General features: G+C 60.3%; 16 protein-coding genes, 2 rRNA genes and 1 pseudogene. 10 read left to right on the forward strand and 9 right to left on the reverse strand.

Going from position 1 to position 20,396, the window contains the following annotated elements; all coding sequences use genetic code 11:
- From HU762_RS06520 to HU762_RS06540, 5 genes are all read left to right on the forward strand, one after another.
- A 23S ribosomal RNA gene (locus HU762_RS06520) occupies positions 1-82 on the forward strand; the annotation flags it as partial.
- A 161-nt stretch (positions 83-243) separates the two neighbouring features.
- Positions 244-359: ribosomal RNA gene (gene rrf / locus HU762_RS06525) — 5S ribosomal RNA — on the forward strand.
- A 148-nt stretch (positions 360-507) separates the two neighbouring features.
- Positions 508-1,167, forward strand: a complete 660-nt coding sequence (locus HU762_RS06530) for a paraquat-inducible protein A (protein ID WP_186634474.1) — start codon at positions 508-510, stop codon at positions 1,165-1,167.
- Entirely contained in the window at positions 1,154-1,777 is a 624-nt protein-coding gene (locus HU762_RS06535; RefSeq protein WP_186635459.1) for a paraquat-inducible protein A, read from the forward strand. The genes HU762_RS06530 and HU762_RS06535 overlap by 14 nt, the downstream gene beginning before the upstream one ends.
- Positions 1,770-4,073 (forward strand): MlaD family protein, encoded by a 2,304-nt coding sequence (locus tag HU762_RS06540; RefSeq protein ID WP_186634478.1) that lies wholly within the window; start codon positions 1,770-1,772, stop codon positions 4,071-4,073. The genes HU762_RS06535 and HU762_RS06540 overlap by 8 nt, the downstream gene beginning before the upstream one ends.
- A 98-nt stretch (positions 4,074-4,171) precedes the next feature.
- Here the strand turns inward: HU762_RS06540 and mksF are convergent, their stop codons facing one another.
- Genes mksF through mksB form a run of 3 tightly spaced genes read right to left on the reverse strand, consistent with a single transcriptional unit; the run spans position 4,172 to position 8,980 of the window.
- Positions 4,172-7,012, reverse strand: coding sequence for an Mks condensin complex protein MksF (mksF, locus tag HU762_RS06545; RefSeq protein ID WP_186634481.1), 2,841 nt, complete (start codon positions 7,010-7,012; stop codon positions 4,172-4,174).
- Positions 7,009-7,710: an Mks condensin complex protein MksE gene (mksE, locus tag HU762_RS06550; protein WP_186634484.1), complete on the reverse strand. Its 702-nt coding sequence runs from the start codon at positions 7,708-7,710 to the stop codon at positions 7,009-7,011. The genes mksF and mksE overlap by 4 nt, the downstream gene beginning before the upstream one ends.
- On the reverse strand, positions 7,700-8,980 hold the full coding sequence (gene mksB, locus HU762_RS06555; protein WP_053125232.1) for an Mks condensin complex protein MksB: 1,281 nt from the start codon (positions 8,978-8,980) through the stop codon (positions 7,700-7,702). The genes mksE and mksB overlap by 11 nt, the downstream gene beginning before the upstream one ends.
- Before the next feature lie 181 nt (positions 8,981-9,161).
- Here mksB and HU762_RS06560 point away from each other — a divergent pair, with 181 nt between their 5' ends.
- Complete coding sequence (locus tag HU762_RS06560; RefSeq protein ID WP_238340362.1) at positions 9,162-9,941, forward strand: energy transducer TonB; 780 nt, start codon at positions 9,162-9,164, stop codon at positions 9,939-9,941.
- The gene (rimI, locus tag HU762_RS06565; protein WP_186634487.1) at positions 9,934-10,386 is read left to right on the forward strand and encodes a ribosomal protein S18-alanine N-acetyltransferase; all 453 of its coding nucleotides are present in this window, start codon (positions 9,934-9,936) and stop codon (positions 10,384-10,386) included. The genes HU762_RS06560 and rimI overlap by 8 nt, the downstream gene beginning before the upstream one ends.
- Positions 10,387-10,449: 63 nt before the next feature.
- Here the strand turns inward: rimI and HU762_RS06570 are convergent, their stop codons facing one another.
- Positions 10,450-10,866 carry a serine kinase/phosphatase gene (locus HU762_RS06570; protein WP_186634490.1) on the reverse strand — a complete coding sequence of 139 codons (417 nt, stop codon included), beginning with the start codon at positions 10,864-10,866 and terminating at the stop codon, positions 10,450-10,452.
- A gap of 133 nt (positions 10,867-10,999) precedes the next feature.
- Here HU762_RS06570 and can point away from each other — a divergent pair, with 133 nt between their 5' ends.
- Entirely contained in the window at positions 11,000-11,644 is a 645-nt protein-coding gene (gene can / locus HU762_RS06575) for a carbonate dehydratase (RefSeq protein WP_039594546.1), read from the forward strand.
- Between the two features lie 10 nt (positions 11,645-11,654).
- Here can and HU762_RS06580 read toward each other — a convergent pair whose 3' ends face one another.
- The 3 genes from HU762_RS06580 to HU762_RS06590 all read right to left on the reverse strand — a co-directional run bounded on the left by HU762_RS06580 (position 11,655) and on the right by HU762_RS06590 (position 15,048).
- Positions 11,655-12,182, reverse strand: a complete 528-nt coding sequence (locus tag HU762_RS06580; protein WP_186634493.1) for a lysine methyltransferase — start codon at positions 12,180-12,182, stop codon at positions 11,655-11,657.
- Between the two features lie 174 nt (positions 12,183-12,356).
- Positions 12,357-13,517 (reverse strand): hypothetical protein, encoded by a 1,161-nt coding sequence (locus tag HU762_RS06585; RefSeq protein ID WP_186634496.1) that lies wholly within the window; start codon positions 13,515-13,517, stop codon positions 12,357-12,359.
- Between the two features lie 112 nt (positions 13,518-13,629).
- Positions 13,630-15,048: a TIGR00366 family protein gene (locus HU762_RS06590; RefSeq protein ID WP_186634499.1), complete on the reverse strand. Its 1,419-nt coding sequence runs from the start codon at positions 15,046-15,048 to the stop codon at positions 13,630-13,632.
- Between the two features lie 221 nt (positions 15,049-15,269).
- On the opposite strand from HU762_RS06590, the gene HU762_RS26890 reads away from it, so the two are divergent.
- The gene (locus tag HU762_RS26890; protein ID WP_186634502.1) at positions 15,270-16,586 is read left to right on the forward strand and encodes a PAS domain-containing methyl-accepting chemotaxis protein; all 1,317 of its coding nucleotides are present in this window, start codon (positions 15,270-15,272) and stop codon (positions 16,584-16,586) included.
- A 67-nt stretch (positions 16,587-16,653) separates the two neighbouring features.
- Here HU762_RS26890 and ggt read toward each other — a convergent pair whose 3' ends face one another.
- Complete coding sequence (gene ggt / locus HU762_RS06600) at positions 16,654-18,498, reverse strand: gamma-glutamyltransferase (RefSeq protein ID WP_346656840.1); 1,845 nt, start codon at positions 18,496-18,498, stop codon at positions 16,654-16,656.
- Positions 18,499-18,593: 95 nt separating this feature from the next.
- Entirely contained in the window at positions 18,594-19,394 is an 801-nt protein-coding gene (locus HU762_RS06605; RefSeq protein ID WP_186634507.1) for a LuxR C-terminal-related transcriptional regulator, read from the reverse strand.
- 123 nt (positions 19,395-19,517) lie between these two features.
- On the opposite strand from HU762_RS06605, the pseudogene HU762_RS06610 reads away from it, so the two are divergent.
- Positions 19,518-20,338: pseudogene (locus tag HU762_RS06610) on the forward strand (carbon-nitrogen hydrolase family protein).
- The last annotated feature ends 58 nt before the right edge of the window (positions 20,339-20,396 follow it).

The following is a 20,396-nucleotide window of genomic DNA, read 5'->3' on the forward strand; positions in this document are numbered from 1 at the left end:
ACTACGACGTTGATAGGCAGGGTGTGTAAGCGCTGTGAGGCGTTGAGCTAACCTGTACTAATTGCCCGTGAGGCTTGACCATATAACACCCAAGCAATTTGCTGATCCTGCCTGCAGGGCGCCAGATTGCGGTGTGTGAAGACGAAACGAACCGAAAGTTCGAATCTCACAAAAACACCGAAGCTATCACATACCCAATTTGCTGAAGCGAGGCCAGCCGGCCACGACTCGGTACCCGAATTTCTTGACGACCATAGAGCATTGGAACCACCTGATCCCATCCCGAACTCAGCAGTGAAACGATGCATCGCCGATGGTAGTGTGGGGTTTCCCCATGTGAGAGTAGGTCATCGTCAAGATTAAATTCCAAAACCCCTATCTGCTGATGCAGGTAGGGGTTTTGTTTTGCCCGCTATAAAAAGCTGTGAACGCTCATGATAAATTTGCACAGTTATTTTCGAGCTGGAGCACTAGAATAGCCCCAACTTAGTTGAGCCAGAGCGCTTTATGCCCGATCCGTCAGACATTGATAGGTTGTCAGATCTACCCCTGAGCGATCTGGTGGCGTGTCATGAGTGCGACCTGTTGATGTGCAAGCCTCAGTTGGCCTATGGCGAAAAAGCCGAATGCCCTCGGTGTGGATACGAGCTCTACGCTCACCGGCACAATGTCGTTGAGCGTAGCCTGGCCCTGGTGATCGCCGCTTTGCTGTTATTTGTGCCAGCGAACTTTTTACCCATCATGAAGCTCAATCTGCTCGGGCAGTCCTCCGAAGACACTGTTTGGAGTGGCGTGGTCGGTTTGTTTGATACCGGTATGCAGGGCGTGTCCGTCGTGGTGTTCCTGTGCAGCATGGCTATTCCGCTGCTCAAGTTGCTGTGCCAATTGATTGTCCTGCTGACTATTCGCTGGAATATCGGACGAAGCTACGGCCTGCTGTTGTATCGCATTTATCATCATTTAAGGGACTGGGGGATGCTCGAGGTTTATCTCATGGGCGTGCTGGTTGCTATCGTCAAGCTCGCAGACATGGCGGCGATTACCGTGGGGCTGGGCCTGGTGTGCTTTGTCAGTTTGTTGCTGGTTCAGGTCTGGCTGGAAGTGGTGATGTCACCCCATCAGATATGGCATGCGTTATCAGGAGAAGACGGCCATGCGAGCAATTGATGCGGGCATCCTGGTCTGTACCGAATGCCATGAATTGAATCGACAGGACGCAGACGCTGGCAAACAGACCTGTACCCGTTGCGGCGCACGAATCCACCCCCGTCGCCCCAACAGTCTCATGCGGACCTGGGCATTGTTGATCACCGCAGCGATTCTCTACATTCCTGCCAATATGCTGCCGATCATGACGATCAACTCGCTCGGTCAGGGAGCGCCAAGCACCATCATGGCCGGCGTGATCGAGTTGGTTCAGCACGGCATGATTCCCATCGCCGCAGTGGTGTTCGTCGCCAGTATCGTTGTCCCCACCTTCAAGTTGGTGGGCATCGCCTTGTTGTTGTTTTCGGTGCAACGGCACCAACCCATGTCCGCGCGACAGCGCATCCTCATGTACCGCTTCATCGAGTTCATCGGCCGCTGGTCGATGCTGGATATTTTCGTAATCGCCATCTTGGTGGCAGTGGTGAATTTCGGGCGGCTCGCCAGTGTCGAAGCCGGTCTCGGCGCCATCGCTTTTGCCAGCGTAGTGATTTTGACAATGATTGCCGCAGTAACCTTCGATCCCCGACTGATTTGGGATAACACGGAGTCGGATGACGACCATGACTGATTTGCCTACTGCTAAAACCCGACCAGCTTCAAACTGGTCGGCCATCTGGGTACTGCCGCTGATTGCCTTGATCATCGGCGGATGGCTTGGTTGGCGGGCTTATAACGAGACCGGAATCGAGATCAACGTGCGTTTTGAAAGTGGCGAAGGCATTCAGGTCAGCAAGACTGAGGTCGTCTACAAAGGCATGACAGTCGGCAAGGTAAAAGCCCTCACGCTCGACGATGAAGGCAGCTCAAAGGGCGTCATCGCGACCATCGAAATGAACAAGGACGTCGAGCAATACCTCAAGACCGGAACGCGTTTCTGGCTGGTCAAGCCGAGCGTGACGCTGGCGGGGATCACTGGTTTGGAAACGCTGGTTTCAGGTAACTACGTTGCCATCAGCCCCGGCGAGGGTGAGTCGACCCGTAAATTCAAGGCGTTGGCTGAGGAGCCGCCCCTGTCGGACGCCAAGCCGGGCCTGCACTTGACGATCAAGGCAGATCGACTGGGCTCGCTGAACCGTGGTAGCCCGGTGTTCTATAAACAGATTCAGGTGGGCCAGGTGAAAAGCTACCTGTTGTCCGAGGATCAACGCACGGTGGAGATCAAGGTCTTCATTGAGCCCACCTACGCCAGCCTGGTCCGCAAACACACGCGGTTCTGGAATGCCAGCGGTATCAGCATCGATGCCAACCTCTCAGGCGTCAAAGTACGCAGCGAATCCCTGGCGAGTATCGTCGCGGGCGGTATTGCGTTCGCGACGCCGGAAAACCGCAAGGACAGTCCGCCTACGGACCCAAGCCTGCCGTTCCGCCTGTATGAGGATTTCGACGCTGCGGCTGCCGGGATTCGGGTCAAGGTCAAGCTCAGCGACTTCGAAGGATTGCAGGCTGGTCGTACGCCGGTGATGTACAAGGGCATCCAGGTCGGCAGCCTGAAAACCTTGAAAGTCGACCCGGACCTGTCCAGCGCCAGCGCCGAGCTGACTCTCGATCCGTTGGCCGAAGATTACCTGGTGGCGGGCGCCCAGTTCTGGGTGGTCAAGCCGTCGATTTCCCTGGCGGGTATCACTGGCCTCGAAGCGCTGGTCAAGGGCAACTACATTGCCGTACGCCCGGGCGACAAGGGCGGCGCGCCACAGCGCGAGTTCGAAGCCCGGGCGAAGGCGCCACCGCTGGATCTGCGCTCGCCCGGCCTGCACCTGGTCTTGTTGACTGAAAATCTCGGTTCGCTGGAGGTCGGCAGTCCGATCCTCTACAAGCAAGTCAAAGTCGGATCGGTCCAGAGCTACCAGTTTTCCCGCAAGAAGAAGCAACTGATCATTGGTGTGCACATCGAGAAGGAATACGAAGGGCTGGTAAACGGTTCGACGCGGTTCTGGAACGCAAGCGGCGTGACGCTCACGGGCGGTTTGACCGGTGGTATCCAGGTCAAGAGCGAATCTCTGCAAAGCCTGATGGCCGGGGGAATTGCCTTCGAAACGCCGGAGCCGAACGTACCGTTGAAACGGCGCATTCCACGGTTCCGCTTGCACGAGGATCGCGAAGCCGCGCAGCAGAAAGGGACGCTGGTGACGATCAAGGTTGATCGTGCCGATGGTTTGCGCAGCGGTACGCCGGTCCGTTTCAAAGGGCTGGACGTAGGCAAGATCGAGGACGTCGATCTCAGCGCCGATATGCAGTCGGTTTTGGTTACTGCGCGTATCACCGAAGTGCCGGAGCGTATTGCCCGTGTCGGTTCACTGTTCTGGGTGGTCAAGCCTGAGCTGGGCTTGATGAAAACATCCAACCTGGAAACCCTGGTGACCGGTCAATACATTGAGGTGCAGCCTGCGGTAAAGAACCTCGGGCCGCAGAAAAACTTCGTGGCCCTGGCCGAGCCGCCGGAAAGCGCAGTTCCCGAGGCTGGGTTGAGCCTGGTACTGAGCGCGGCCCGCCGCGGTTCGTTGAAGGTCGGCGTTCCGGTAACCTATCGTGAGATTGCCGTGGGCAAGGTCACGGGCTACGAGCTGGGGCAAACGGCAGACCGGGTATTGATCCATATCCTGATTGAGCCCAAGTACGCGCCGTTGGTGCGAGGTGGTACGCGGTTCTGGAATACCAGTGGGTTCGGCCTGGATTTTGGCCTGTTCAAAGGCGCGACGGTGCGAACCGAGTCGCTGGAGACGCTGATTCAGGGCGGTATCGCTTTTGCCACCCCGGATGGCGAGCGAATGGGCAGTCCGGCACGACCGCAGCAGACATTTGCGCTGTTCGATCAATTTGAGGATGAATGGCTGACCTGGGCGCCGAAGATCAAAATAAGCCAATAGGATTATTGGCATAGCTCCCTCGCCCAAGGTTTCACCTGACCATGAAAAAGGCCGCGATCCATCAGGATCGCGGCCTTTTTCATTTCCGGCTATTTACCTCAAACAGGGTCCAGCTCCGGCTCGTCGGCCTGTACGTTCACCGTGGCTTTCACCGCATCGTGACGACGAATGTACTTCCAGTCCGCCTCGTCGATGTAGATGCCGTTCGGGCCGCTGCCGCCTTCCAGGTCGATGGCGACACTGGCGCAGACCTGTGGCTTCACACTGGCGAGGATCGGCACGAAGCCCAGTTGCAGGCTGGTTTCCAGCAGCGCCGCCTGGTTCTTCTCGTCGATGTCTGCCGCTTCGTCCAGGTAGTACGGCAGGCGCACGCGGCCGGCCTGTTCGCGGTCCATCAGGTGCAGCAACAAATACATGTTGGTCAGCGCCTTGATGGTCATGGTGGTGCCGTTGGACGCCGCGCCGTCGATGTCGGTGTGAATGACCGGCTGGCCGTTGACCTTGGTGATCTCGAACGCCAGCTCGAAAAGGTCCTTCAAGCCGAGCTGGTTGTGGTTCGCGGCCACCAGCCGCGCCAGGTATTCCTTGGCTTCTTCGTTCTTGTTGTCCTGCTCGGCGCTCTGGCTGAGGTCGAACACCGACAACGTCTCGCCTTCTTCGTACTGGCCGGCGCTGTGGATGATCTGGTCGATGTGCTTGAGCGCTTCCTTGTTCGGTGCCAGGACGATACGGAAGCTCTGCAGGTTGGACACCTGGCGCTTGTTGATCTCGCGGTTGAACAATGCCAGTTGATGCTCAAGGCTGTCGTAGTCGCTGCGGATGTTGCGCAGGGTCCGGGCGATGTCGGTGACCGCTGCACGGCGGGCCTTGCCCAGGGTCAAGGCTTCGTCGGTGCGGTGGGCATAGGCGTTGATCAGCAGTTGCAGACGTCGCTCCATGTCATCTTCGCTGTCGAACTTGGCCACGCCCTTGAGGCGCACCTGGGCGTACAGCGCTTCGATCTGGCCATCGACCCGCTGCAGGCCTTGCCAGCTGTCCTGGTAATCGTTGAGCAGCGGCAGCAAGTTATCCATTGAATCGTCGACCGGATCCATGAACGGCGTACCGAACGGCAGGTCCGCCGGAAGCAATTGGCGACGGCGCAGGGCGTCGTCGAGGGTGCGCTGCTTGGCTTCCATGTCTGCGATCTGCCGGCCCACCAGTTGCAACTTGGCGGACAATTGCTGGACGCGCTCAGTGAAGGCATCGCTGGAGCGCTTGAGTTCGTCCTGGGCGGCTTCCATCTGCGCCAGTTGCTCGAGCTTCTCGCCTTCCTCGGCGCTCAGGGTCTGGCTGCGACGGAAGTCTTCCAAGGCTTTCTGCGCATCGAGGACCTGCTGGTACAGCGCCTCGGTCTGGGTCTTGCTCGCGGCGCGGTCGGCGGCCACGGCTTGCTGGGTCTTGAGCTGCTTGAGCTCTTTTTCCAGGCGCTCTTTCTGGTCACGCAGCGCGGCACGGTCGGCCAGGGCTTGCAGGGCCGGCGGCTCGATGTGGGACAGGTCGATGGACAGTCCTGGCACTTCGAAGCGCTCGCCCTTGAAGCCGTCGAGGATCAGTTCCATGGATTTGACCCACTCGCCGTTCTCGTCCAGCGCGATGCCGTGTTCGCCCAGCGGCAGGCTGAACAGGGCGCTGTTGAACAAGCGCATCAGGCGCTCGACATCCTGCTGCGAGAACTCTTCCCGCAGGCGGGCGTAGCTGTTGTTGTCGGCGTGATCGAGTTGCTGCTTGACCGATTTCAGGCGTTTTTCCAGGTCCCGCAGGCGCTCTTCCAAGTCTTCGGCGCTGAACTGCCGGGACTGGGCCAGGGCACCGGCCAATTCATCGTGGGCATCCTTGGCGGCGAGCAATTGCTGTTCCAGGATTTTGACGTCATCCACCAAGGCGAAACGGTTCTTGAGTACCGACAGCTCGCCGAGCCAACGCTGGATACCACTGATTTCCCGCTCCAGGCGCATCAGCTCCTGAGTGCCACCGCGCTGGTCGTTCTGCAGCGAATCCTGTTCGTTGCGGTAATGTTCGGCCTGGATAGTCAGCTCTTCCTTGCGCGCACTGGCGTAATCCGACCAAGTGCCCAGCAGCGAGTCGAGCAACGGCGAGAGACGATGCAACTTGCCCCGCAGGATATCGCGCTGGGCCACGCCATTGGCCAAGGCTTCCACCAACGGGCCGGCGGCCACCAGGGAGTTGTAGTCCTGCTCCATGCGTCGTACGTCGCGGAAGGCTTCTTCGCACGCGGCGATGTAATCCACGCTGCCGGAACGCAGGCTGTGTTCGAACGCGTCGAGGAACAGCTGCTTGAGCTTGGCCGCGGTGATTTCGCGCATGTGCAGCAGGTTGATGAACAGCGCGCGGAAGGTCTTGAGGCTTTGCTCGCTGGTGGAACGCAGCGGGATCAGCGTCAGGTCCAAGGGGATCGAGGTGTGGCCACCCACCAGCAGGCGTCGCAGTTCATCCGGCTTGAGCTCGTAGGCTTTCAGACCTTCGCGTTCCAGATTGGTGAACAGCTCTTTCTGGCGCAGGCAGGTGTCGTCTTTCTGGTAGTGGGCCAGGTCCAGCTTGCCGGCATAGGCAAAGAACTGGTGACCGAAACCGCCGCCGGGGCCGCGACCGACCACGCCAATCACGTGCGGGCCATGAGGCAGGGCGACCTCCACGAGGATGTAGCTGGTGTCCGAGGCAAAGTAGAAACGCCGCGATTGTTCCAGGCTGTATTTACCGAAGCTCATGTCCGACATGCGCGCCAGGATCGGGAACTGCAAGGCGTTGATCGAGGCGGATTTACCGAGGTTGTTCGCGCCATACACCGACAGCGGCTCTTCCAGCGGGAACAAGCCGAGGCTGTAGCCGGCCGTGTTCAAAAGGGCAAAGCGGCGGATGCCGTAGCGTTCCTTGCTCATGCGTCGGTCTCCTGTTCTTCGGCAATGGCCCGGGCCAGTGCGTCTTCTTCGCTTTCACCTTCGAATTCGCTGAGGTCCAACGGATCATCGGTCTGCAGCAGTTTTTCGTCGCTGTCTTCGTCGATCAATACCGGCGCGGGCAACGGCAGCACGCTGTGCAGGCTGGCGGCCAGGTCGCGGTCCTGCTGGACCGACAGGCAGACATCGAGGAAGCGATGCATCGGCGGCAGGAAGCGGTACACGCCGTTGTCTTCGCTGGCAAAACCCAGTTGGGTCATGCGCCGCATGATTTTTTCTTCCAGCTCTTCCTGGGTCTGTACTTCGGCCTGGATGAACAGGTCGCGGTATTTCTCCAGCAACGAAGGCAGCTCATCGCGGCCCAGGCTGCCGCCGTCGAGCACGGCGATCGGGTCGCGGCCCTGGTCGGCCAAGTGCTCAACGAGGATGAAAGTGAACAGGGCCAGGCGCTGGGCGGTCTTGTTCACCGCGGCGGCGGCCAGGTCCGGCACGAAGTAGTAGAAGCCACGGGTGTCGCACACCAGCTCGAAGCCCAGGGCCTTGAACAGCGTGCGGTACTGGTCTTGGCAGTTCGACAATTGCGCGTACAGCTCCGGGTCGCGGCGGCTGACGTGATAGCCCTTGAACAGCTCGCGGAAGATCGGCGCCAGCTGGGACAGTTCGGATAGATCAAGATGCATGGGGGATGCTCGCAGAATCCTCGGCGGCGGTGTCGCCGGCCGAGAGCAGGGCGAAGGAGCGCAGGCTGACCTGATGCTCGTGAGTGTGGTATTCGCGGCGTTCCAGACGCTCGCGCTTGAAGCGTTTTTCCCGCGACAGGCGCGAGAACCAGTACAGCAATTCGTCGGTGGCGCCGTCCGGTTCCTGCTCCAGCAGCCAGGTCATCAAGTCCGGCATCGGCAGGGCGTCTTCGCAGCGCTCGACCATCTCGCGCACGGTACGCGGCGCACGCGGTGCTTCACCACCCTTGTGGGTTTTGTGGGACTTGGGGAAACGCGCCGGTTTCGGTTCGAAACGGGCCAGGGCATAGACGTAGGCTTCGACCTGGCTGGCGCTGCCCAGGAAGGTGCTTTGCGGCCGGGTGAACAGCGGCATGGCAGCTTGCGGCACGGCGTCGATGCCTTTGCGGCGAATGGCGGCCAGGGCCAGCGCCGCGCCGCGGGTCACGGCGTTGTGGCGGCGAGCTTCTTCACGCAACGGCAGGAGCAGTTCACGGGCATGGCGCAGGGTCAACTGGGCGCTGGTCTGCATCTCCAGGATGCGCGCGTGGGTGCGCAGCAACATGTCGTCGTCCACCAGGTGGCCGAGGCGCTGCTGTTCGGTGAGCATGCGTAACAGCACATTCTCGACCTTGCGCACGCCCTGCTCGAACGCGCCGTCGGCGTTCACCAGCTGGATCATCGGCTCGACGTATTCGTCCCAGGTCGCCAGCACTTCAGCGTAGCGCTGGCGCAGCGGGATCTGCCGGTCGCTGGTCTTGGCCCGTTCGGCGACGGCTACCAAGGCCTGTTCATCGTTGGCGAGCTTCTTGAGCACGTCGCGCACGCGCATGTCCAGCAGGCGCAACTGGCGGGCCAGGTCATTGCCGTCGCGCACGTCGAAAGCGTCCTGGATGTAACCGGCCAGGCGTTCGAGGTGGCGCAGGTAGGCTTCGATTTCCAGGCACAGGCCCAGGCGATGTTCGCGGCGCAGGTAGGCGAGGAAGTCATGGATCTGGGCATTGAGCTCGAAACGGTTCGGGCTTTTCGCCACCGGTACGAGGATGTCCAGGCGGATCCATACGTCCAGCAGGCTGGTGATGTCCTGGGGCGTGCTGTCCAGTTGTTGGGCGGCCAGTTGTGAACGCAGTTCGTTGAGGCTCAGGGTGCCCTGGTCGAAGTGCTCGCACAAAGGTTCCAGCAATGCCCAGTGTTCAGCGAGGGCGCGCAAGACGCGCTTGGGTTCGATCATCGCAATGGCCGTCGGGTTGGCAATTAAAAGCCGCGATTGTACTGCATCGGACCGGTTGCGATTCACCCCTGAGACGGACTGTCGTTGCGTATTGATCAACTAATGAAGCCAACGGGGCAGCGATCCGCGCCGAAGGGCGGTAGAATCCCCTCACTTTCAGTTATCCACAAGTGGCCGACCCTTGCTTATCGAGTCCCGTCGCCGCGCCTATCTGACCGCCATGCAGGTGGTCAACTGGCTGCCGCGTACCGAATTGCCGTTCGCCGCCCCGTCGCGGCCCGAGCTGCTGGAATCGCCAGAACCGGTGGAGATCGAGCCGGTGCAGGTGATACCGGTCGCCAAGACCGCTGCGCAACTGGTGGCGCCCGCCGTCGAGCGGCCGAAGGTCGAAGTCCCGCGCCCGAGCCTGGCTTCGACCCGCACCAATGCCAAACCGGTGGAAGAGGTTGTCGAGGCGCCGCCCAAGGCACCCTACGTCGCCCCGCCGCGTTTTGCCCTGCAACTGCTGCGTGCCGGGCGTTGCCTGTTGTTGGTGGAGTTACCCACAGGCGATCCGTTCCAGAGCCGCGACCCAGCTTACTTGCTGCTCAAGGACATGCTCCGCGCCGCCGGCCTGCCGGACAGCCCGCAAATTATCGGCGAGCCGGTGCGTTGGCCGCTGCTGTCACGCGGCACGATGGACCAAGGGCCCGAGGCCGCTCGAGACTTCGTCCAGGGCTTCGTTTCGGCGCGTCTCGAAGACGAGCCTTGCGTGTGCCTCTGGTTGGTTGGCCTGCCGGCGGTGAAGTTTGCTGGCGAGGCGGATGCCGAGGCGTTCAATCGTGAATTGCAGGTCGAAGGCCTGGGCTCGGCCTGGGCATTGCCCGGGCTGGAACTGTTAATGGAAGCGCCACAGCGCAAGGCTGATGTCTGGCAAGCCATGCGCCGGCTGATGGCGCGCTGGAAAGAATCGAATGAGTGACGCTGTATCGTTCCGCCCGATGACCGAGGCGGACCTCGACGCTGTACTGAAAATCGAATACGCGGCCTACAGCCACCCCTGGACCCGGGGGATATTTCTCGATGGATTGGGCAAATACCAGATCTGGCTGATGTTCGAAGGCCAGCAGCAAGTGGGTCATGGCGTAGTGCAGATCATTCTGGATGAAGCCCATCTACTCAATATTACCGTCAAGCCGGAGAACCAGGGTCGCGGGCTCGGCTTGCGGCTGTTGGAGCATCTGATGTCGATTGCCTACGAGGCTAAGGCTCGTGAATGCTTCCTGGAAGTGCGCGACAGCAATCGCACCGCGCTCCGGTTGTACGAACGTTATGGCTTCAATGAGATCGGACGGCGGCGTGACTACTATCCGGCGGTGGGAGGCCGCGAGGACGCGGTGGTCATGGCTTGCACTTTGGTCGACTGACGGTTTTCTCGTTGACCGGACTGTCGCTATCGCGAGCAAACTCGCGATAGCGACAACACTCAGTCAGGACCGGCCCCGATTGCGGCTTCCATCCAACGGATCGATATCGGCCATTTCCGCTTCGTCCAAGCCATCGCCTCCACCTATATCGTTTTCGTCGACGATGCTCAGATCCCAATCGGCCTGTTCGTCGTCGCCGGCTTCATGGGCGTCCCGCGAGCCGTCGTCACGGATCAGCGTTTCGGGGCTCATATCATCTTCGGTCGGCTGGCGGTCATCGATCGAAGCACCGGTCATGCCCGCTTCGCGGACGCGTTCTTCCGGCATCAATTGCTCACGTTCGTCCGCTGGCAATTCGTCGCCGATTTTCGCGCCGGGTTCATCGTCGAAGTCCAACTCATGCATCGAGCCCATGCGATCTTCATTGTCATCGATGGGCTCCGGTTGCGTCGCATCGAAGGGACGTCGTGAATCATTCATGGCAATTCCTCATACTGTGGGCCTTACTAAGAGTCGACCGGCAGCGGGGCCAGGAATTCCAATGCATCGCCAACGTGACCTCGACCGACGGTCGTCTGTCACAGTTGCGCACTCTCTATCGAGGCTGGACAGCATGAATGAATTACAAGATCTGATTGATAACAACGCGCGCTGGGCCGATGCGATCAAGCAGGAGGATCCTGACTTCTTCGCCAAGCTGGCTCGTCAGCAGACCCCTGAGTATTTGTGGATTGGCTGTTCCGATGCGCGGGTGCCGGCCAACGAGATCGTCGGCATGTTGCCGGGCGATCTGTTCGTGCACCGCAACGTCGCCAACGTGGTGCTGCACACTGACTTGAACTGCCTTTCGGTCATTCAGTACGCGGTGGATGTGCTCAAGGTCAAACATATCCTGGTTACCGGCCATTATGGCTGCGGCGGCGTGCGTGCCTCGATGCAGGACCGCCAGTTGGGACTGATCGACGGCTGGCTGCGCTCGATTCGCGACTTGTACTACGAACATCGCGACGCATTGGCCAAGTTGCCAACCGAAGAAGAGCGCGTAGACCGCCTGTGCGAACTCAATGTGATCCAGCAAGTGGCCAACGTCGGCCACACCAGTATTGTGCAGAACGCCTGGCACCGTGGGCAGAAGTTATCGATCCATGGCTGCATCTACGGCATCAAGGATGGACGCTGGAAGAGCCTGGACACCACGATCAGTGGCTTCGAGCAATTGCCGCCGCAGTATCGGTTGCGCCCAGTAGACGCGCCTTGAGCCCAGTGCTTCAGTTGCGATGACAGCGACGACGCCAGTGCCGCAGGAACTCCATTCCTTGCTCGTTGGGCGGTTCGTCATAGCCGGTGATCCAGCCGTGACAGTTGGACGAACCGCACCGGCAGGCGAACTGCCGATACAGCTTCTGTTCGGTACTGGCGTAGTCCATCGTCAGGCAGTCGCCTTCGCGGATCTCGGTCAGGGACCACAACCACAGTTCGCTCATGTCCAGGAAGACATTCGGGTTGCATGAATGCAGCAGCAGTCCGGCGAAGTAGGGGTCGTACATATGGACATTCGGCAGGAGCTGCAGGGTATGCAGGCGTGGGCGGCCCACCAGCACTCCTGAGACCCTGCACATTCGCGTCATGGGGGTGAACTGCTTGCGGGCGACGATCCCGTTGCCGCGTCCGTCTTTCGTCCGATGCACGTCAAAATCGCGCGCAGAGGGATAGCCCAGGCGGGTGCTGAGTTGTGTTTCCGGGTAGAGGCAGTCCCGGTTCTGTGAGCTGGCGCCACCAGCAGTCAACTTGGTCATGACAGTCCCTGTCGGTGCTAAACACTCGACGTTCAGAGCTGGCTTCCTGCCAGCGGCCGTTGGAAAGCCTAATAGCTTCCTCCAAACCCAGCAGCGCATCTACTGTCGACTCTGACAGGCGTCAAAGGTGTTTTCCCGTGTGAGCGCAGGCTTACACGGGAGGGCCTATCAGGTTTACACCGCTTCGGCAGGCAACGGCATGGGTACCTTCAGTTGTTGGAGTTGCGACTTGACCGGAGGCGTTGCGCACTTTTTCGCTGCGTCATCCGGGGACAGTTTGCGAATCGAGGTGTAGAACAATTCACAGGTCTGCTCTTTCTGCGTGACCTGCCACGTCTGCGTGCATTGATTTAGCTGCTGGGTAGGATCAGTGTTCGGTTTACTGCCCATCCCGGCTTGCCAGCAAGCAGCAGTCAGGTCCTGGCCCATGACTTTCAGGCCTGCGGCATCTGCCTTGGCTTGGTCGCCGTCATAGCTCTCAGGATCGGCGGCATACCAGATATAGCTCGGATGGTTGGAGCCCAACACGGGAACCTTGACCCCCGCGGTCGGTATAATGGTCGCCAGGCCAAGGACGTTCACTGTCTGGCCATATTGCGTCTTGATCCAGTCCCGAACGGGCGCGCCGAAGGCCACCATTGGCAACGCGGCGCCGCTTGCGGTTTGGGTGACCTGCGTGACCATGGTGGTCTGGTAATCGTTGAAATAACTGTAGAGCCCTGCAAGCGTGCTGCCGGCATTGGACGGCGCCGCGATGGGCGCAATGTCGATGATGGTTTGGTACGCGGGGGTCTGGTCAGCAGCGATACCGTTGACGGTCAGCAGCGTGGCCCAGCGATCGGTGGTGGCTGACTCCAGGTAATCCTGGGCCTGGGTCAGGGAGTAGTCCGGTGGGAAGTGCAGCAACTCTACGCTCTTGCGGTTCTCCAGAGCCATGCCCAACGGCAGGAACAGGTACCAGTCATAGGCCCATTTTTTATCATTGTTGAGTTTCGTGGCACCGTCATAAGCAAGGTCGCCGGCCTTGAGCAGCGCAGTCAAAGGCTGCCCATAGCTCTTAGGCACGCCGCTGATATTGGCATAGACCGTGTCGTTGTCGCGTTTGACGCTGACCTTGGCCGCGTCGTAGCCGTCGCGCTGCACACTTTGCGTCAGGTAATGCTCAACGGTCTGTTCCAGTGTCCAGTCGCGAAAGCAGATGACGTTGCAGTTGTTGGGATAAGCGAAGAGACGGGTGACGCGCTCGGTGCTGCCGAGGTTTACATCGATGTCAGCGGCTTGGGCGTTAGCGCTCAAGATCAGGGCGGCAAGTGGAAGTGCTGCGAGTTTGAACATGCTCAGATCCTTTTCAGCGTGTGGACCCCTCGAAACAGGGTGTATCCATACTGAAACAGACCGAGCCGAAGGAGAAGTGGGCCGAAGGAAATTCCGGCCCTTTTTTATGGCTTTATGGCATCACCGGCGGCAGATAGGTCAGCGTTGTACCCAGCGCCCATAACAGCGCCAACACCAGTGGTGTGTGCACGAGCAGTTGCACGAAGGAAAAACCGATCAGATCCCGTGCCTTCAATCCCAGCACGCCTAACAGCGGCAGCATATAGAACGGATTGATCAGGTTCGGCAACGCTTCGGCGGCGTTGTAGATCTGCACGGCCCAGCCCAAGTGGTAGTTGAGATCGTTGGCCACCTGCATGACGTAGGGCGCTTCGATGATCCACTTTCCGCCGCCGGAAGGAATGAAAAAGCCCAGCACGGCGGAGTAGACGCCCATCAGCAAGGCGTAGGTGTCATGAGACGCGATCTGTACGAAAAAGGTCGAGATGTGGTGGGCGAGCGTCTGGGCATCGCTGCCCTTGACCGTGGTCAGCAGCGCGGCGATCGAGCCGTACAGCGGAAACTGAATCAACACGCCTGTGGTGGTTGGCACTGCGCGGGCTACCGCATCGAGAAAGCTGCGTGGTCGCCAGTGAAGCAGGGCACCGAGCATGATAAACAGGAAGTTATAAGTGTTGAGCCCGGAAATGGCGCTGATCGCAGGCTTGGTCGAAAACTCATGGAACAGCCAGCCGGCGGCCAGCAGCACCAGCGCAATGGTCAGCAATGGGCTGTGCTCCAGCCATTCTCCCGGACGCGTGCGAGGCTGCAACGCCGGCATGCTGAAACTCGGGTCGATCCCGCAGGCGGCGGCGTCACGGGCGCTGTTCGGGCCGGGAGCCGTGGCGTAGGCGACGATCAACGAAATCACGATCAGCGCTAGCAGCATCACCCCGGATTGCCAGAGAAAAATCGTCTGGGTAAAAGGAATGACGCCGGTGATCGACAGGATCGAGGGCGGCAGGCTCGCTGGGTTGGCCTGCAATTGCGCGGCCGATGACGACAACCCCAGCGCCCAGACCGCGCCCAGGCCCAGATAAGCGGCAGCGCCGGCGGCGCGATAGTCCATTTTCAGATCGGTGCGACGGGCCAGGGCTCGTACCAGCAGGCCGCCGAAAACCAGCGACAGGCCCCAGTTGAGCAATGACGCGACCATCGAGATCAGTGCCACCCACGCCACGGCACTGCGGCCGTTTTTGGGGATGCGTGCCAGGCGGTCGATCAGCTTGACGGCCGGTGGCGAGCTGGCGACCACGTAACCGCCAATCACCACGAAGGCCATTTGCATGGTGAACGGGATCAGGCTCCAGAAGCCGTCGCCGAAGGCCATGGCCGCCGCGGTAGGTTTGGCGCCGATGAACAGCGTCGCCACCGCGACCACCAGCACCGCCAGCGCGGCGAAGACCCAGGAGTCGGGAAACCAGCGCTCGGCAAAACTCGAACAGCGCAGCGCGAAGCGGGCGGAACGGCTGTCTTCAATGTCAGTGGTCACGGCAATCACCTCGGTTTTTATGGTTATAGGTATCTGGACCGACGAAGCCTCTACGGTCAGGTGCCAACAGTAGAACAATCCAATGACCGTAGAAGGCTGGTTGGCGTTCGAGGGCGAGCTGATTATTTTTCAGACCGACCAGTGGCACTCTTTAGAAAGAATTTGCCGGGCCGATGCCAAGGGAATACATAAAAAATTCTCCTGTCTGTCGGAGCATCTCCATGTTCAACAATCGCCTGAAGCAGGAGCTGCTCGCTCTTCGCCAAGAACTCTCCAGTCTCATGCAAGTAAAAGAGAGCCTGGATCGTGAAATGCTCGGCCTAACCCTTGATGCGGAAGGGCGGGTGCAGTCAGTCAATCAGAACTTTCTCGACGACATGCACTACAAGAGCCAAGACTTGATTGGCCGGTCCGTCGAGGATCTGGTGCCGGCTTACCTGAGGTCCAATGAGTTCCAGATTCGCTTCAAGACCGCGCTGACCCGTGGCGAGCACTTCTCGGGCGCCGTGCGCCTGACGCGAGGCGACGGCAAGGAGGCCTGGTTGCGCTCGATCCTCCAGCCGGTACGCAACGCCGAGGGGCGAATTCGTTATTTCTCGATGTACTCCAATGATCTGACGCGAACCATCGAGAATTCCCGCGAACACGAAAACCTCATCGGCGCGCTGGTGCGCTCAACGGCGGTGATCGAGTTCGATCTGGGCGGCCATGTACTGACGGCCAATGATCGCTTCCTCAACGCCATGGGTTACAGCCTTGCGCAAATCAAGGGCAAGCACCACCGCACGTTTTGCGAGCCAGAGGAATACAACAGCCCGGCCTACCAGCATTTCTGGAAGCGTCTGAACAGCGGCGAGTTCGTGGCTGGCCGCTTCAAGCGCATCGACGCCAGCGGTCGCGAAGTGTGGTTGGAAGCCTCCTACAACCCGGTGGTCGATGCCAACGATCGGCTTTATAAAGTGGTCAAGTTCGCCACCAACATCACCGATCAGGTCAATCAAGAGAAAGCCGTCGCCGAAGCAGCCAACATCGCCTACAGCACCTCGCTGCAAACTGACAATTGTGCCCAGCGCGGGACGACCGTCGTGACCCAGGCGGTGGATGTGATGCGCGACCTGGCCCGGCACATGCAGACCGCCGGCGAGGGTATCGAGGCGCTGAACGAGCAATCCCTGGTGATCGGGACCATCGTCAAGACTATCAGTGGCATCGCCGAACAGACCAACCTGCTGGCGCTCAACGCAGCCATCGAAGCGGCCCGGGCGGGCGAGCAGGGCAGAGGCTTCGCGGTAGTGGCCGATGAAGTACGGCAACTGGCGTCGCGTACCAGTCAGGCAACTGACGAGATTGTTGGCGTGGTCCGTCAGAACCAGGACATGGCCCGCAACGCCGTGGCGCTGATGACCGACGGCCAACACCAGGCAGAACAGGGCCTGGCCCTGGCTGCCGAGGCGGGAACGGTAATCGTCGAGATTCAGGACGGAGCGAAAAAAGTCGTGGATGCGGTCAGCCAGTTTGCCAATCAGTTGTCGACCTGAAAGAACTGAGCGAGCTGCCGCTATCGTGAGCAGCTCGCTCTAACACATTGCTCCGGCGGTAGAGCGCTCAATCTCCCAGCGCTTGTCCTTCTCGTCGCGGATCCGCTCCGCCAGCCAATGACGTTTTCCCCTGCGCATCACGCACCCGGACAATCGCCTGGGTGCCGCTGGTCATGTCAATTTCGCTCACGGTGTGACCTTGTTCCTTCAGCGCCTGGATCAGCGTTGGGCTGAATTGGCCTTGCTCCAGTTCGGTTGCGCCATTGCGGCTACCAAAATTGGGCAGGTTGATCGCTGTTTGCGGATCGAGATTCCAGTCCAGCAAGCCGATTACGGATTTGGCGACGTATTCGATGATCTGCGAGCCGCCTGGGGAGCCGACCGCGGCCAGCCATTCGCCGTTCTGGCGGTCGAAAATCAGCGTCGGCGCCATGGATGAGCGCGGACGTTTACCCGGCTCGACGCGGTTGGCGACTTTCTGCCCGTTTTCCTCGGGTATGAACGAGAAATCCGTCATCTGGTTATTGAGCATGAAACCCTGGACCATCAAGTGCGAGCCAAATGCCGACTCCACGGTGGTGGTCATCGACACGGCACCGCCCAGGTCATCCACTGCAACCACTTGCGAAGTGGAAATACGCAGGGGTGAGCGGTCGGGCGCGAAGGCCATCTGGATGCCCGGCGGTGTCCCGGGCTTGGCGATGCCCATGCTGCGCGGGCCGATCAGGCTCGCGCGGCTGGCCAGATAGTCCGGGTCGACCAAGCCCTTGACCGGCACAGGAACGAAATCCGAATCGGCGACGTATTGGGCTCGGTCGGCGTAAGCCAGGCGTTCCGCCTCGGCGATCAGGTGCACCGCTTTCGGCTGGGGCTCGATGCCAGCGGGCCGGTCAGACTTGAGTGGCTTCAGCGCGGCGAGGGCGGTACGGCTGTCGCGCTGTTCGAGTTTCTCCAGGGTCCCGAGGATTTGCGCGACGGCAATGCCGCCCGACGAAGGCGGCGCCATTCCACAGACTTGCCAGCGCTTGTAGTCGGTGCACAACGGCGCGCGCTCGCGGGCGGTGTAAGCCTTGAGGTCGTTCAACGACAGGCTGCCGGGATTGGCGTGGCCGCGCACCTTCGCGACCATCTCTTCGGCGATGGGCCCTTCATACAGCGCTTTGGCGCCTTCGCTGGCAATACGCTTGAGGACGCCCGCCAAGGCCGGATTTTTCAGCAGCGTGCCAACCGCTTTCGGGCTGCTATCGGCATTCAGGAAGTAGGCGGCCATGTCTGGCGAGCCGGGCAAGGAGGCGTCGGCGGCGATCATCGAGTGCAATCGGGAAGAAATCCTGAAGCCCTGTTCCGCCAGTGCAATCGCCGGCTCGAACAGCGTCGCCCATTCGAGGCGACCATGCTTGCGATGGGCCAGCTCCAGCGCACGCAACACGCCCGGCGTGCCGACCGAACGACCACCGATCTGTGCAGCACTGAACGGCATGGGCTTGCCGTCGGCTTGCAGGAAGAGGTCTTCGCGGGCGCCGGCCGGTGCCGTTTCGCGACCGTCATAGGTGCGCACCGCCTTACCGTCCCACAATACGATGAACGCGCCGCCGCCAATGCCGGAAGACTGCGGTTCCACCAGCGTCAGCACCGCCTGCATCGCAATCGCTGCGTCGATGGCCGAGCCTCCACGCCGCAACATCTCTCGTCCGGCCTCGGCCGCCAAGGGATTGGCCGCAGCCGCCATGTGTCTGTCGGCATGGCGAGTCTGCAGATCGGTGCGGTAGCCGGAAGCGATTTCCGGCGCGCTGGGTAATGCGGGCGTGGTTGTGGAAGAGGGCGGTGCCTTACAGGCGACGAGGGTCAGGGCGACAGCCAACAGCGAAACGGCTGACAGGCGTTGAAGATTTGGTCTGAGGTCCGAAAGCACGTGTCGCTCCATCCGTGGGCCAGGGATATTGAGAACGACTGTAGCGATGCGAGACGTAGGGTGCAAATCAGCCGGGGTAGGGCAGTACAGGAGCGTCAGGCATTCTGCGCCTGGAGAAATATCGAAAACAGCTCGGACTGGGACTTGATCCCCAATTTGCTGTACATGTGTTTCTTATGGACTTTCACGGTTTCGACAGAAATTTCCAGCTTGCGGGCGATTTCCTTACTGGAGCAGCCACTGAGCATCAAGCGCCCGACATCCAGCTCCCGCGCCGTCAATTGCGCACCTTTGAGTTGCTGCACTGACGCTTCCAGCTGCACGCGCCAGTCGATTTGCGGCGGTGCTGGGGCGAGGGACACCACTTCGTTTATTTCGTAAGGCAGGCGTTGGCGCAACAGGCCGAGCACCCAGGGCTGGATCAGCGACAGCAGGGCGATCTGCTGGCCGCTGAACCGCTGCTTGCTGCCCAACGACAGGCATAACGTGCGGTCGCCTTCGAGTTGGCAATTGAATTGGATTTCATCGGACACCACGTTCAAACGAAAATAACGCTGGTAATACTCGGTCAATTCGAAATGTTCCGGTGCCACTTCCGACAGGCGATACAGCCCGGTGCGCGACTGCTCGCGACAGGCAATGTAGAACGGATCGAGCAGGTACAACCCACGCAGATAATCCTGAAAAAGCTGATCGGGACTGCCGTCCTCGCCTGGGCATTCGGCGAACACTTGCGGATGCTGATCGGCACTGAAAAGCAGCGCCACCCAACTGTCGAACGGCACGTACTGGTCGAGCAAACGTACCAGTTGCGTCCAGAAGTTGGGCTTGTCCAAGGCGTCGATCAATTGCCCGACCGAGCGGTGCCACGCGATGTCGTCGAATGAAAGTGTCATGCCTCTACCCCCATCGGGTTACCCCAGCGGCGTGATTTCCCGGCTGTTGGCTTGCTGCGCATACTGGCGCACAGACACCGACCGGGCAATCTTTCTGCAGCCAGGTCTAGAACAAGGAATACCATGAGAGTCGAACTTGCCCAGTTAGCGGGCCGTGATAACGACACGGCTTACAACCTCGAACGCGCGCTTCAGGCGATGGCCGCCTGTGCTGCCGATACGCAGCTGATTGTATTTCCCGAAACCCACCTGATGGGCTTTCCGTCGATCGAGACGGTGGCCGAAACCGCCGAACCGCTGGACGGTCCGACCGTCAGCGCGGTGATTGCTGCGGCCCGGGAACATGACGTCGCCGTGGTGATCGGCGTGGCCGAGAACGACCGCGGCCATTTCTACAACACCACGTTGCTGATCACACCCCGAGGCATTGCCCTGAAATATCGCAAGACGCACCTCTGGGCGTCGGATCGCGGCGTGTTCGAGGCCGGCGACCGTTACGCCACGTGTGAGTGGAAGGGTGTGCGGGTCGGCCTGCTATCTGCTACGACATCGAATTCCCCGAAACCGCCCGAGCCCTGGCGCAACTAGGCGCCGAGCTGCTGATCGTCACCAACGGCAACATGGACCCTTACGGCCCGACGCACCGTACCGCGATCATGGCCCGCGCTCAGGAAAACCAGGCGTTTGCATTGATGGTCAACCGGGTGGAACAGGGCGATGGCGGACTGGTGTTTGCAGGCGGCAGTGCGTTGGTCGACCCGCTAGGCACTTTGTTATTCGAGGCCGGGCGTGAGGAGGGGCAGTTTGCGGTGGAGCTGGACTTGCAACAGCTGGCGGCCGCCCGGCGTGATTATCGGTACCTGGATGACCAGCGGCTGAAGATCCCGGGGGAGATTGTCGAGCGTGCGGGTGGATTGCGGGAGCTGCTGATTCCTTTGCATTGATCCAGGGCCCGTGTTGCAAGGGCTGAAGTTATCGCAAGCAACTCAACGCTGTTCACCT

Source organism: Pseudomonas sp. SWRI92, assembly GCF_014268685.1.
Classification (GTDB): Bacteria; Pseudomonadota; Gammaproteobacteria; order Pseudomonadales; family Pseudomonadaceae; genus Aquipseudomonas; species Aquipseudomonas marvdashtae.

Bases quoted from the DNA above. Each gene is read 5' to 3' on its own strand.
- mksB (WP_053125232.1), bottom strand. From the start codon at position 8,980: ATGATCGAACCCAAGCGCGTCTTGCGCGCCCTCGCTGAACACTGGGCA.
- can (WP_039594546.1), top strand. From the start codon at position 11,000: ATGAATGAATTACAAGATCTGATTGATAACAACGCGCGCTGGGCCGAT.
- HU762_RS06585 (WP_186634496.1), bottom strand. From the start codon at position 13,517: ATGTTCAAACTCGCAGCACTTCCACTTGCCGCCCTGATCTTGAGCGCT.
- HU762_RS26890 (WP_186634502.1), top strand. From the start codon at position 15,270: ATGTTCAACAATCGCCTGAAGCAGGAGCTGCTCGCTCTTCGCCAAGAA.
- rimI (WP_186634487.1), top strand. From the start codon at position 9,934: ATGAGTGACGCTGTATCGTTCCGCCCGATGACCGAGGCGGACCTCGAC.
- HU762_RS06605 (WP_186634507.1), bottom strand. From the start codon at position 19,394: ATGACACTTTCATTCGACGACATCGCGTGGCACCGCTCGGTCGGGCAA.
- HU762_RS06530 (WP_186634474.1), top strand. From the start codon at position 508: ATGCCCGATCCGTCAGACATTGATAGGTTGTCAGATCTACCCCTGAGC.
- HU762_RS06570 (WP_186634490.1), bottom strand. From the start codon at position 10,866: ATGAATGATTCACGACGTCCCTTCGATGCGACGCAACCGGAGCCCATC.
- HU762_RS06540 (WP_186634478.1), top strand. From the start codon at position 1,770: ATGACTGATTTGCCTACTGCTAAAACCCGACCAGCTTCAAACTGGTCG.
- mksE (WP_186634484.1), bottom strand. From the start codon at position 7,710: ATGCATCTTGATCTATCCGAACTGTCCCAGCTGGCGCCGATCTTCCGC.
- HU762_RS06535 (WP_186635459.1), top strand. From the start codon at position 1,154: ATGCGAGCAATTGATGCGGGCATCCTGGTCTGTACCGAATGCCATGAA.
- HU762_RS06580 (WP_186634493.1), bottom strand. From the start codon at position 12,182: ATGACCAAGTTGACTGCTGGTGGCGCCAGCTCACAGAACCGGGACTGC.
- mksF (WP_186634481.1), bottom strand. From the start codon at position 7,012: ATGAGCAAGGAACGCTACGGCATCCGCCGCTTTGCCCTTTTGAACACG.